Source organism: Paenarthrobacter sp. NPDC058040 (assembly GCF_042885775.1).
GTDB lineage: Bacteria > Actinomycetota > Actinomycetes > Actinomycetales > Micrococcaceae > Arthrobacter.
Window position 1 is genome coordinate 49,365 of record NZ_JBHVRN010000006.1, and the last position, 13,655, is coordinate 63,019.

Below are 13,655 nucleotides of genomic sequence, written 5' to 3' on the forward strand. Positions count from 1 at the left end.
CGTGACCGTTCTTGATGACATCATTGTCGGCGTCAAGGAGGACATGGAGGGCCGCCGCCGGCTCGTGTCCCCGGTAGAGCTCCAGGACCGCATCGCAGCAGCGAGCCCGGCCCTTGATGCATGGGCCGCACTGGGTGGTCCGTCTGCCAGCCGCGATGAACTCAAAGTCATCGCGGAGATCAAGCGCCGGAGCCCCTCCAAGGGCGATCTGGCGCCGATTTCCGATCCCGCATCCCTCGCGGTCCAGTACGCGGATGGCGGAGCCTCCGTGATCAGCGTGCTCACGGAGCAGCGCCGCTTCGGCGGTTCCCTGGCCGACCTCGATGCTGTTCGTGCCGCCGTCGACGTTCCCTTGTTGCGCAAGGACTTCACGGTGGACGAGTACCAGATCTGGGAAGCCCGGGCACATGGTGCGGACCTCATCCTCCTGATCGTGGCTGCTTTGTCCGACGCCCAGCTGGCGGACTTCAGCGCGTTGAGCCACGAACTGGGCATGAACGTGCTCGTGGAGACACACACGGAACAGGAAATCGAGCGCGCCATCGCGGCCAAGGCCCGCATCATCGGCGTCAACGTCCGGAACCTCAAGACGCTCGACGTCGACCGTTCAGTTTTCGGAACGCTGGCCGGACTGATTCCGGCTGAGGCGGTTGTGGTGGCCGAGTCCGGCGTGCGGACGGCCGACGACGTCAGCCACTACGCGGCCAGCGGGGCAAACGCCATCCTGGTGGGCGAGGCACTGGTCAGCGACCAGACGCCGCGCGAACGCATCACTGAATTCAAGGCAGCTGGAGCTGCCGCCATCGCCGTCAGGAACTGAGGCAGTACCTGACATACGGCGACAGCCATGAGGCAGCCGGGGCCAGCGCCCGCGGCTGCCTTGTGGCACGTGAACTTCCCATTGAACTAACTGGAACAGGACGGTGAGACTGATGGTGGACGCGCCAACAGCTGGCTCGGAGCAGAATGCGGCCGACGCATTCCTGGAAGGTGGCACGTCGTTGCGCAACGCCACCGGGCCCTACTTCGGCAACTACGGTGGCCGCTGGATGCCCGAATCCCTCATCGCCGCCCTCGACGAGGTCCAGGACACGTTCGAGAAGGCCAAGGCCGATCCGGAGTTCCTGGCGCAGTTGAAGGACCTTAACAAGAACTACTCGGGCCGTCCGTCGCTGCTCACCGAAGCCAAGAACTTCTCGAAGCACGCGGGCGGGGCGAGGATCTTCCTTAAGCGCGAAGACCTCAACCACACCGGATCCCACAAGATCAACAACGTCCTTGGACAGGCACTCCTGGCCAAGCGCATGGGCAAGACGCGCGTCATCGCCGAGACCGGCGCCGGCCAGCACGGTGTGGCCAGCGCCACGGCCGCAGCGCTGCTGGGCCTCGAATGCGTCGTGTACATGGGTGCTGAAGACTGCCGTCGACAGGCCCTCAACGTAGCGCGCATGCAGCTTCTTGGAGCCACGGTGGTTCCGGTGACCAACGGCTCCCAGACCCTGAAGGACGCCATCAACGATGCGCTCCGTGACTGGGTCTCCAACGTGGACAACACGCACTACCTCCTGGGCACGGCGGCCGGAGCGCACCCGTTCCCTGCCATGGTGCGTTTCTTCCACGAAGTCATTGGCGAAGAAGCGCGTGCCCAGATCCTGGAGCAGACGGGCAAGCTCCCTGACGCCATCTGCGCCTGCATCGGTGGCGGTTCCAACGCGATTGGCCTGTTCCACAGCTTCCTGGATGATGCATCCGTGAAGATCTACGGCTTCGAAGCCGGCGGCGAGGGCGTGGAGACCGGCCGTCACGCCGCTGCGATTTCGCTTGGACGGCCCGGCGTGCTGCACGGCGCCCGTTCCTACCTCATGCAGGACGAGGACGGACAGACGATCGAATCGCACTCCATCTCCGCGGGCCTGGATTACCCCAGCGTCGGCCCGGAACACTCCTACCTTGCCGACATCGGACGGGTCACCTACGAACCCATCACCGACACCGAAGCAATGGACGCGTTCAGCCTGCTGTGCCGCACCGAGGGCATCATTCCCGCCATCGAGTCTTCCCACGCCTTGGCCGGTGCCATCAAGGTGGGCCAGCGGCTCACCGAGGGCAAGGACAACCCGGCCGAGGTTTCCGTCATCGTCAATCTGTCCGGACGCGGTGACAAGGACGTCGAGACGGCTGCTGCCTGGTTCAACATGCTCGACGACGAGGGGCATGTGCGGGGGACCACCTTGTCCACCCGCAAGCCCAAAGGACCGTCGGAGCGTGCCTCCGAAGCAGCTGCCGACGTGAACGGGGACCAGAACTAATGACTGAAGAATTCGCCAGCAAGTCTGCTGCCGCCATCGACCGTGCCAAGGCCGAAGGCAGGGCTGCCCTGATCGGTTATCTGCCCGCGGGATACCCGACGGTGCAGGAAAGCATCGACGCCGGAATTGCCCTGGCCCGCAACGGCGCCGACCTCATTGAGATCGGCATTCCGTATTCGGATCCTGTCATGGACGGCCCGGTCATCCAGGCGGCCACCACGGAGGCGATTGCCGGTGGTTTCCGCGTGGCCAACGTCTTCGACGTCGTTGCGGGAATCACCGCAGTCACGGATGCTGCCGTTTTGGTCATGACGTACTGGAACCCGGTGATGCGGATGGGCGTGGACGAATTCTCGCGCCGTCTGGCAGAAGCCGGGGGAGCGGGCCTCATCACGCCGGACCTGATTCCGGACGAGGCCTCTGAATGGTTCGAAGCCTCCGACAAGTACGGCCTGGACCGTGTGTTCCTTGTAGCCCCTTCATCGACGCCCGAACGCCTGGACATGACGGTCAAAGCCAGCCGTGGCTTCGTCTACGGTGTTTCCATTATGGGTGTCACCGGTGCCCGCCAATCGGTGAGCAGCAGCGCCGAGGACGTCGTCGCCCGGGCCCATGCCGCTGGAGCCGAACGCGTGTGCGTCGGCTTGGGTGTCTCCAACCCGGACCACGTCCGCGAAATCGCCGCCTACGCCGATGGCGTGATCGTTGGAACCGCCCTGGTGGCGGCCCTCCGCGATGGTGGCGTTGACGCCGTCGGGCAACTCACCAAGAACCTCAGCGCCGGCTTGGGCCGCGCAGCTGCAGACGCCTAGGAAAAGGAACAGCGAAGCCCCATGCAGACCGTCCTCCACGCTGCGGCAATGGTCCCCTTGAGCATCCCGAGCCCGTCGTGGTCCGGTTTCGACATTCCGCTGCCGTGGGGGACGTTGCGCATCCATGCTTACGCCCTGTGCATCCTCGCGGGAATCATCGTTGGCCTCTGGCTGACGTCCGTCCGCTGGAAGCGCCGGGGAGCCCCCGAAGGCAGCCTGTGGGATATCGCCATCTGGGCAATTCCCTTTGGCATCATCGGTGGGCGCCTTTACCACGTGTTCTCTTCTCCTGACGCGTACTTCGGGCCTGGCTTCGATGGCACGGGCGACCTCTCCTTGATCCCGCAGATCCAGCGCGGAGGGCTGGGGATTTGGGGTGCAGTGGTTCTTGGCGCTTTCGGCGCCTGGATCGGGTGCCGGCGGGCCGGGCTCAAGCTGACGGCCTTCCTTGACGCGGCAGCTCCAGGGCTGCTGCTGGCCCAGGCAATCGGGCGCTGGGGCAACTGGTTCAACCAGGAGCTGTTTGGAGCGCCCACCACGCTTCCGTGGGGCCTGCAGATCGATCCCGCCAACGCGAACTTCCCCGCGGGCATGCCTGCGGATACGCTGTTCCACCCTACGTTCCTCTACGAATCCTTGTGGAACCTGCTGGGTGTGGCGCTCCTGCTGGCCCTGGACCGGCGATTCCATTTCCGTCGCGGACGCTTGTTCTGGCTCTACGCCATGTATTACACCGTCGGCCGGGTCTGGATCGAAGCGCTAAGGATAGACGACGCCGAGCAAATCACTCTCTTCGGGATCACCACGCGGCTTAATGTTTGGACCAGCATCCTGGTGTTCGTCGTTGCCTTGGTGATCTTCCTGATGCTCGGGCGAGGAGGCCGACCGGTTCCTGACACCCCGTATTTGCCGGGCCGGGAACCCGAATCGAAGCCGGGCGGCGATCCCGCATCGGTGACGAGCGTCACGAGTCATGATGTGGACCGATCTGTCTCAGATAGTGGTTCCCGTGATAATCTCCCTGATAACCAAAGCGATCCGGGCCACGTTGACGAGCCGCAGGAAGCTGCAGGGGATTCCGGTAAGGTGGCTCAGGCCACACCGGAGTCGGAATCTGCTGCGACTGCCGCGAGGAAGGCCCCCGGATCTTCGCCGAAGGCTGACGACACCAAGTAGTCGCTTTCGGTAAAGGGGCAACAGAGTCACCGCTCGTAGGGCCCAGTCCACAGCGTCGTGGCACCCCGGAATCCGGATCGCAACACACCGATGTTCACCGGTCTCGCCGGGGCCAGTGGTCTGCGTAACTGTTAGTTGCGCAAGGCTGGCTGGCCTACAATTTCCAATAACTAGCGCTTTGTTGTGCCCATCACAGGCAGACAAGGTGGGGCCAACGTTGTCCCTTCCATACGCACGATCACGAGGAAGGACGTCTCCCATGACCCATCTTCATAACCCCGGTTGGTCCGAAAAAATCGAACCCCAGGGTGCCATGTCTCCGTTCAAGCGCTTTGCCGCGCTGCCGGAGGCGCAGGGGCTTTACAACCCCGATGCGGAGAAGGACGCCTGCGGCCTGGCCATTATTGCCACGCTCCGCGGGGAACCGGGATACGACATCGTGGAAGCGGCGCTGACCGCCCTCCGCAATCTCGAACACCGTGGTGCCGTTGGCGCCGATGAGGGCACCGGTGACGGCGCAGGGCTGTTGATGCAGGTACCGGACGAGTTCTTCCGTGCCGTGACCGAATTCGAGCTCCCTGCTCCCGGCCAGTATGTGGTTGGTACCGCCTTCCTCCCTGCCGAGTCGCGGGAAGCGGAGACGGCCAAAGCCGGCATCGAGTCGTTGGCTGCCGACGAGGGCCTGACTGTCCTGGGATGGCGCGAGGTTCCGGTCGTGGCAGACCTCGTTGGTGCCATGGCCCGTGCCTGCATGCCTTACTTCTCCCAGCCGTTCTTCGCTTCGGCCACTGGCGAGCAGCTGGAACGCAACGAGCTCGACTCCCGGGCCTGGCGGATCCGCAAGCGCGCCCAGAACAAGTTCGGCGTGTACTTCCCGTCGCTGTCCTCCCGCACCATCGTGTACAAGGGCATGCTGACCACGGCACAGCTGGAGCCGTTCTACCCGGACCTTTCGGACAAGCGCTTCAAGACCAAGCTTGCGATCGTCCACTCGCGCTTCTCCACGAACACCTTCCCGTCCTGGCCGTTGGCCCAGCCGTTCCGCACCATCGCGCACAACGGTGAAATCAACACGGTCAAGGGCAACCGCAACTGGATGCGTGCCCGCCAGTCGCAGCTCGCCAGCCCCCTGCTTGGCGACACCCCGGAAGAGTTGTACCCGATCTGTACCCCGGGTGCCTCCGACTCGGCCTCGTTCGACGAGGTTGCCGAGCTTCTGTGGCTGTCCGGCCGTCCGATCACCCACTCGATCATGATGATGATCCCGGAGGCGTGGGAGAACCACGCCACGATGGATCCGGCTCGCCGTGCCTTCTACGAGTACCACTCGCTGCTCATGGAGCCGTGGGACGGTCCCGCGGCAGTCTCGTTCACTGACGGCAACCTTGTTGGTGCCACCCTGGACCGAAACGGCCTGCGTCCGGGCCGCTACTGGATCACCGAAGACGGCTTGATCATCTTCGCTTCCGAGGTCGGCGTGATCGAAGTCGAGCCCTCCAACGTGGTCAAGAAAGGCCGCGTTGCTCCGGGCAAGATGTTCCTGGTGGACACCGAGGCCGGCCGCATCATCGACGACGCCGAGGTCAAGGCCGAGGTGGCCGCTGCAAACCCGTGGGCCGAGTGGCTCAAGGACAACCTCATCGACATCAACGAGCTCCCCGAGCGTGAGCACGTGCTGCACACCGCAGCGTCGGTCAACATCCGCCAGCGGACCTTCGGCTACACCACCGAAGAACTGAAGATCCTGCTCGGGCCGATGGCCCGCACCGGAGCCGAACCCCTGGGCGCCATGGGATCCGACACTCCCGTTGCCGTGCTTTCCAAGCGTCCCCGCTTGCTGTTCGACTACTTCGTGCAGTCCTTCGCGCAGGTGACCAACCCGCCGCTGGACGCCATCCGCGAAGAGCTCGTGACGTCGCTGAAGTGTGCCATCGGCCCCAACGGCAACCTTCTGGACGGCAAGCAGGTCCGCCAGCCGCAGATTTCGCTGCCGTTCCCGGTGATCAACAACGACCAGCTCGCCAAGATCGCGAACATCGAAAACGCCGACGGCGATCGGATCGCCATGAAGGTCCGCGGCCTGTACCGCCCGGAGGGCGGGGAAGCGGCCCTGCGTGCGCGCCTGACGGAAATCTGCGAGCAGGTTTCCGGTGCCATCAACCGCGGCGTGCAGTACATTGTGCTCTCCGACCGTGACTCGAACGCGCAGTGGGCTCCCATCCCGTCGCTCCTGCTGGTCAGCGCAGTGCACCATCACCTGCTTCGCAGCGCCAACCGCACCAAGACCGCCCTGGTGGTCGAGGCCGGCGACGTCCGCGAGACGCACCACGTGGCTGTGCTGATTGGCTACGGCGCCTCCGCCGTGAACCCGTACCTCGCCATGGAATCGGTGGAACAGCTGATCTCGAACGGCGATGTTGTGGGAGTGACTCCGGAAGACGGCGTCTACAACCTCATCAAGGGCCTGGGCAAGGGCGTCCTGAAGATCATGTCCAAGATGGGCATTTCGACGGTCGCTTCCTACACCGGCGCGCAGACTTTCGAAGCACTGGGCCTTTCCCAGGAACTCGTTGACGAATTCTTCTCCGGCACGCACTCCCAGTTGGGCGGCGTGGGCCTGGACGTCATCGCGGCCGAGGTCTCGGCCCGCCACCAGATGGCGTACCCCGAGGGCGGCATCGAGCACCCGCACCGCCCGCTTCTGGGTGGCGGCGAGTACCAGTGGCGCCGGGACGGCGAACCGCACCTCTTCAACCCGGAGACGGTGTTCCGCCTGCAGCACGCAACCCGCGAACGCCGCTACGACATCTTCAAGTCCTACACCAAGGGCGTTGACGACCAGTCCGAAAACCTCATGACCTTGCGCGGCCTGCTCAAGTTCAAGAGCGGAATCCGCCCCGCGGTCCCGCTCGAGGAAGTCGAGCCGGTCTCCAGCATCGTCAAGCGCTTCTCCACGGGTGCCATGAGCTACGGCTCCATCTCCAAGGAAGCGCACGAGACCCTGGCCATCGCCATGAACCGATTGGGCGCCAAGTCCAACACGGGTGAAGGCGGCGAGGACGTTGACCGCCTCCTGGATCCGGAGCGCCGCTCTGCCATCAAGCAGATCGCTTCCGGCCGTTTCGGTGTGACCAGCTTGTACCTGACCAACGCCGACGACATCCAGATCAAGATGGCGCAGGGCGCCAAGCCCGGCGAAGGCGGCCAGTTGATGGCGCAGAAGGTCTACCCCTGGGTAGCCCGGACCCGCCACTCGACCCCCGGCGTCGGTCTTATTTCCCCGCCCCCGCACCACGACATCTACTCGATCGAAGACCTCGCCCAGCTCATCTACGATGCCAAGCGCGCCAACCCTTCGGCCCGTGTGCACGTGAAGCTGGTTTCGGAAGTCGGGATCGGCACCGTGGCGTCCGGCGTGACCAAGGCGAAGGCCGACGTCGTGCTTGTTTCCGGGCACGACGGCGGTACCGGCGCCTCGCCGCTGAACTCGCTCAAGCACGCAGGTGTGCCGTGGGAACTCGGCCTCGCTGAAACCCAGCAGACCCTGATGCTCAACGGCCTGCGCGACCGCGTTGTGGTCCAGGTGGACGGCCAGCTCAAGACCGGCCGCGACGTTGTCATTGCCGCCCTGCTGGGTGGCGAAGAGTTCGGTTTCGCGACCGCTCCGCTGGTGGTTGAAGGCTGCATCATGATGCGCGTCTGCCACCTGGACACCTGCCCGGTTGGTGTGGCCACGCAGAACCCCGAGCTCCGTGCACGGTTCTCCGGCAAGCCGGAATTCGTGGTCAACTTCTTCGAGTTCCTCGCAGAGGAAGTCCGCGAAATCCTTGCCGAGCTTGGCTTCCGCAGCATCGAAGAGGCGATCGGCCACGCCGAGGTCCTGGACGCCCGCGACGCGATCGACCACTGGAAGGCCGACGGCCTGGATCTTGATCCGATCCTGCACGGCCTCGAGTTCGATGACGACGTTCCGCTGCGCAACATGGTTGGCCAGAACCACGAGCTGGACAAGCACTTCGACCAGCGGCTCATCACCATGGCGCAGGAAGCACTCAGCGACCGCATGCCCGTCAAGATCACCTTGGACGTCATCAACACGGACCGCTCCGTGGGCACCATGCTTGGCCACGTGGTAACCAAGACGTTCGGCACCGACGTGCTGGCGACCGACACGATCGACGTCACGCTCAACGGCACCGCCGGCCAGTCCCTGGGCGCCTTCCTGCCCGCAGGTATCACCCTGCGCATGTTCGGCGACTCCAACGACTACGTTGGCAAGGGCCTCTCGGGTGGACGCATCATTGTCCGTCCGGACCGCACCAATGTGTTCCAGGCCGAGCGCAACGTGATTGCCGGCAACGTCATCGGTTACGGCGCCACCAGCGGTGAGATGTTCCTCCGCGGCCAGGTCGGCGAACGCTTCCTGGTCCGTAACTCCGGTGCGACGGCCGTCGTCGAAGGCATTGGCGACCACGGCTGTGAGTACATGACCGGTGGACAGACGCTCATCATCGGCCGTACGGGCCGCAACTTCGGTGCCGGCATGTCCGGCGGTACGGCCTTCGTGCTGGACCTGCAGCCCGAGCGCGTCAACAAGGACGCGCTGGACTCCGGCGAGCTCCAGCTCCTCGAGCTGGATGCCGAAGACCGCGACATTGTCCACGGCCTGCTCACCAAGCACGTCGAGGAAACCGAATCCGTCCTGGCCGGCCGTTTGCTCGAGAACTTCGATGACACGGCTGCCCGCATCACCAAGGTGCTGCCGCGCGACTACGCTGCAGTACTGCAAACCCGCCTCAACGCCATCGAAGAGGGCCTCGACCCCGATGGCGAAGAAGTATGGTCCCGAATCCTGGAGGTAACCGGTGGCTGATCCACGCGGATTTCTGAAAGTCCGGCAGCGCGAGACGCAGCCACGCCGACCCGTTCCCGTCCGCATCATGGACTGGAAGGAAGTGTACGAAGCACAGGAGAAGGGCGTCCTGAAGAGCCAGGCCGGCCGCTGCATGGACTGTGGCGTTCCGTTCTGCCACCAGGGCTGTCCGCTGGGGAACCTCATTCCCGAGTGGAACGACCTCGTCTGGCGGGACAAGGGTGAAGAGGCCATTGAGCGTCTCCACGCCACGAACAACTTCCCGGAATGGACCGGCCGTCTGTGCCCCGCCCCCTGCGAGGCTTCCTGCGTGCTGGGCATCAACCAGCCTGCCGTGACCATCAAGCAGGTTGAGGTGTCCATCATCGATGAAGCCTTCGACAACGACTGGGTCCAGCCGCTGCCGCCGACGCGCCTCACCGGCAAGACCGTGGCCGTCGTCGGCTCCGGTCCTGCCGGCCTGGCTGCTGCCCAGCAGCTGACCCGGGTTGGCCACACTGTGGCCGTTTACGAGCGCGACGACAAGATCGGCGGCCTGCTCCGCTACGGCATCCCCGACTTCAAGATGGAGAAGGACCAGGTGGACCGCCGCCTGGAGCAGATGAAGGCCGAAGGAACCCGCTTCCGCACCGGCGTCGCAGTCGGCACTGACGTGACGTGGGAGCAGCTGCGCCGCCGTTACGACGCCGTGGTGATCGCTACCGGAGCTACTGTTCCCCGCGACCTGCCCATTCCCGGCCGTGATCTCGATGGCGTCCACTTCGCCATGGACTACCTGGTCCCGTCCAACCGTGTGGTTGCGGGGGAGACCCCGGAAAACCACATCGATGCGCGCGGCAAGCACGTGGTGATCCTCGGTGGCGGCGACACCGGTGCAGACTGCATCGGTACGGCCCACCGCCACCAGGCTGCATCCGTGACTACGCTGGCCATCGGCAAGCAGCCGCCGCTGGAGCGTGCTTCACACCAGCCTTGGCCGACGTTCCCGACGCTCTTCGAGATGGCAAGCGCCCACGAAGAAGGCGGCGAGCGTACCTACCTGGCCTCTACGGTTGAGTTTGTTGGCGAAAACGGCAAGCTGACCGGCGTGAAGGTGGCCGAAACGGAGTTTGTTGACGGCAAGCGCCTCCCCAAGGCCGGAACCGAGCGGGTCATCCCCGCGGACCTCGTGTTCCTCAGCCTTGGCTTCACCGGCGCTGAACCGGCCGGCATCACAGAGCAAGTAAGTGCAGAGTTTGACAGCCGTGGCAACGTTGCCCGCGATGGCTACTACATGACGAACACCGAAGGCGTGTTCGTTGCCGGCGACGCCGGTCGTGGCCAGTCACTGATTGTGTGGGCCATCGCGGAGGGCCGTGCGTGCGCGGCCGCCGTCGATAAGTTCCTCATGGGAAGCACCATCCTCCCGGCACCGGTCGCCCCCACCGACCGGGCAATCGCGGTCTTATAGCGCCGGCAGGAACTTTCTTTTACTCAATCAGCAGCACACTACTTAGGGTAGGTATATGAGACGCGCGAAAATTGTGGCAACTTTCGGTCCGGCTATCTCCAGCTACGACAACACCCTCGCGGTGCTGGAGGCCGGCGTCGACGTTGCGCGTATGAACATGAGCCACGGTGACTACTCCGTGCACGACAACACCTACGAGAATGTCCGCAAGGCCTCGGCCCAGCTGCACAAGCCCGTGGCCATCATGGCCGACCTCCAGGGTCCCAAGATCCGCCTGGGCCGATTTGTCGACGGCCCGCACGAACTTGCTGTTGGCGATACCTTCACTATCACCACCGAAGACGTACCTGGCACCAAGGACATCTGCTCCACGACGCTGAAGAGCCTCACCGAGGACGTCAACGTTGGAGATGCCCTGCTCATCGACGACGGCAAGGTGGCACTGCGTGCCATTGAAGTGGATGACGTCAAGGTTGTTGCCACCGTTACCGTTGGCGGCAAGGTTTCCAACAACAAGGGCATCAACCTCCCCGGTGTTGCCGTCAACGTTCCCGCCCTGAGCGAAAAGGACGAGGACGACCTCCGTTGGGCCCTCAAGCGGGGCGTAGACCTGGTTGCACTCTCCTTCGTCCGCGACGCTGCCGACATCAAGCGCGTCCACGAAATCATGGACGAAGAAGGCCGCCGCGTACCGGTTATCGCCAAGATCGAAAAGCCGCAGGCCGTGGACCAGCTCCACGAAATCATCGACGCCTTCGACGCGATCATGGTGGCCCGTGGCGACCTCGGCGTAGAGTTGCCGCTCGAAGAGGTGCCGATCGTCCAGAAGCGCGCCATTGAACTGGCCCGCCGCTGGGCCAAGCCGGTTATCGTGGCTACCCAGGTGCTCGAGTCCATGATCGACAACCCGCGCCCGACGCGTGCAGAGGCATCCGACTGCGCCAACGCGGTGCTCGACGGCGCCGACGCAGTGATGTTGTCCGGCGAAACGTCCGTGGGCCAGTACCCGATCGAAACCGTCAAGACCATGGCCCGGATCATCGAATCCACCGAGGAGCACGGCCTGGAGCGCGTACCCCCGCTGGGGACCAAGCCCCGCACGCGTGGTGGCGCCATCACCCGTGCCGCGGTGGAAATCGCCGACCAGTTGGACGCCAAGTACATTTGTGCGTTCACCCAGTCCGGCGACTCGGCCCGTCGTCTGTCCCGCCTGCGTCCGGTCAAGCCGGTCTTCGCGTTCACTCCGGTGGAGCACGTGTGGAACCAACTGGCACTGACCTGGGGCATCCGTCCCGTGCTCGTCTCCATGGTGGGACACACCGATGAAATGACCGCCCAGGTGGACAAGAGCCTGCTGGACATGAAGCTCGTTGAGGAAGGCGACCTCGTGGTCATCGCAGCCGGTTCCCCTCCAGGACAGGCCGGTTCCACCAACTCGCTCAAGGTCCACAAGGTGGGCGACCTCGCTGACACCTCGGCCCCTGACTCCTCGCGCAAGGAGCCTGTTGGTCCTTGGCCCGAGAAGAAGTCCAAGACGAAGGCATAGTCTTCGACTGTTCGTTGAGCAGGTCCCGCCGGTTGGCGGGGCCTGCTTTTCGTTTAAATACGACGGCGGCTGGCGGGCTCGTGTCTGTGCGGCCAGCGCCACTGCACCGCGGCGGTGTCTTGGGGCAGCGGACGCGCAGCGGATTGCGTAGTGAGGGTTTGCAGAAAATTGCGTCGGTTAGGATTGCTAAGTGGACTTAGTATTTGAACTTACACCTGACCTTGCGATTGCTTTCGCTACGCTCTTCGTGCTCGAAATAGTTCTGGGCGTGGACAACGTCATCTTCATCTCGATCCTGGCCAGCAAGCTGCCCGTGGAGCAGCAGGCCAAGGCCCGCAACCTGGGGCTGACCCTAGGGATGGTCATGCGGATCGTGCTGCTATTCGCCGCGTCCTGGATCATCAGCCTGACAAACGATTTGTTCCAGCTCTTTGGCAAGGGCTTTTCCGGCAGGGACCTGATCCTGATCTTCGGCGGCCTGTTCCTCGTCTACAAGGCCGTCACCGAGATCCACGAAAAACTCGAAGGACGCCAGTCCCATGGCCCCGGCCGGATTGGCACCGTGACGTTTGCTGCCGTGCTGAGCCAGATCATCCTGCTGGACATGGTGTTCTCCTTCGATTCGGTGATCACCGCTGTTGGTATGGTGGACAACCTCCTGGTCATCGTCACGGCAGTCCTGCTCTCGTTCAGCGTCATGCTCTTCTCCGCGAAGTTCATTTTCGCGTTCGTGAACCGACACCCCACCGTCAAGATGCTGGCACTGGCCTTCCTGGTGTTGATCGGAACCTTCCTTATCGCCGACGGTTTCGAGATCAAGATCGACAAGGCACTCATCTACGGCCCGATGGCTTTCGCCATCGTCGTCGAAGCCCTGAACCTGACCTACAAACGACGCCAGGAAAAACTCTCCGGCGAATCCATCGAACCGGTCCATCTTCGGCACGCTTATTCGAAAGCAGATGACCACGCCGCAGTCGCTGCAGCCACCTCAACCGGTCCTGACGCCGGGGAAGTTGGTGTGTCCAGCAAACCTGTGACGGGCCGGATCGTCGAAGGCGACGGCCACCAGGAACCCGCGGGCCTCGGATAAAGCCACGAAGTGCAGCAAACCCTCCCAGGCGACTCCGCCGAACTTGTCCAGCGACTGCGTTGCCGAGCTGAACCAGGGCAACGTCGGATGATCGGGTGGTCGGCGCGCCCGGCGCCGGAAAGTCCACACTAGCTGCCCTCTTGAACAAACAGCTGGGCGATGAAAGTGCGGTGGTGCCCATGGATGGCTTCCGCCTTTCGAACGGTGTCATCGAAGGCACCCGTTAAGGGAGCGGAAGGGCGCCATCGTACCTTCGAAGTCGGTGGATACCTTATCCCTCCTTGACCGACTCAGGCGGAACACCGAGGACACTATCTACGCGCCGGCATACGTGTCATCACTGAAGGCAACTACCTGCTGGCGGACCAAGGCCGATGGAGCCAGGTGCGACATTAC

General features: G+C 63.8%; 8 protein-coding genes. All 8 read left to right on the forward strand.

Annotated features, from left to right (window positions below; all coding sequences use genetic code 11):
- Position 1 precedes the first annotated feature (1 nt).
- Positions 2–820 carry an indole-3-glycerol phosphate synthase TrpC gene (gene trpC / locus ACFVSJ_RS09575; RefSeq protein WP_387436271.1) on the forward strand — a complete coding sequence of 273 codons (819 nt, stop codon included), beginning with the start codon at positions 2–4 and terminating at the stop codon, positions 818–820.
- Between the two features lie 112 nt (positions 821–932).
- Entirely contained in the window at positions 933–2,309 is a 1,377-nt protein-coding gene (gene trpB / locus ACFVSJ_RS09580) for a tryptophan synthase subunit beta (RefSeq protein WP_387436272.1), read from the forward strand.
- Complete coding sequence (gene trpA / locus ACFVSJ_RS09585) at positions 2,309–3,121, forward strand: tryptophan synthase subunit alpha (protein ID WP_387436274.1); 813 nt, start codon at positions 2,309–2,311, stop codon at positions 3,119–3,121. The genes trpB and trpA overlap by 1 nt, the downstream gene beginning before the upstream one ends.
- 21 nt (positions 3,122–3,142) lie before the next feature.
- Positions 3,143–4,297, forward strand: a complete 1,155-nt coding sequence (gene lgt, locus ACFVSJ_RS09590) for a prolipoprotein diacylglyceryl transferase (protein ID WP_387436276.1) — start codon at positions 3,143–3,145, stop codon at positions 4,295–4,297.
- Between the two features lie 259 nt (positions 4,298–4,556).
- A complete protein-coding gene (gene gltB / locus ACFVSJ_RS09595) occupies positions 4,557–9,170 on the forward strand; it encodes a glutamate synthase large subunit (RefSeq protein ID WP_387436277.1) in 4,614 nt (1,537 codons plus the stop codon).
- Positions 9,163–10,620, forward strand: coding sequence for a glutamate synthase subunit beta (locus ACFVSJ_RS09600; protein WP_387436279.1), 1,458 nt, complete (start codon positions 9,163–9,165; stop codon positions 10,618–10,620). The genes gltB and ACFVSJ_RS09600 overlap by 8 nt, the downstream gene beginning before the upstream one ends.
- Positions 10,621–10,675: 55 nt before the next feature.
- Positions 10,676–12,166, forward strand: a complete 1,491-nt coding sequence (gene pyk, locus ACFVSJ_RS09605; RefSeq protein WP_387436281.1) for a pyruvate kinase — start codon at positions 10,676–10,678, stop codon at positions 12,164–12,166.
- 190 nt (positions 12,167–12,356) lie between these two features.
- A complete protein-coding gene (locus tag ACFVSJ_RS09610; RefSeq protein ID WP_387436283.1) occupies positions 12,357–13,259 on the forward strand; it encodes a TerC family protein in 903 nt (300 codons plus the stop codon).
- Positions 13,260–13,655: the final 396 nt, after the last annotated feature.

Coding starts and splice junctions, on each gene's coding strand:
- pyk (WP_387436281.1), top strand. CDS start 10,676: ATGAGACGCGCGAAAATTGTGGCAACTTTCGGTCCGGCTATCTCCAGC.
- lgt (WP_387436276.1), top strand. CDS start 3,143: ATGCAGACCGTCCTCCACGCTGCGGCAATGGTCCCCTTGAGCATCCCG.
- gltB (WP_387436277.1), top strand. CDS start 4,557: ATGACCCATCTTCATAACCCCGGTTGGTCCGAAAAAATCGAACCCCAG.
- trpA (WP_387436274.1), top strand. CDS start 2,309: ATGACTGAAGAATTCGCCAGCAAGTCTGCTGCCGCCATCGACCGTGCC.
- trpB (WP_387436272.1), top strand. CDS start 933: ATGGTGGACGCGCCAACAGCTGGCTCGGAGCAGAATGCGGCCGACGCA.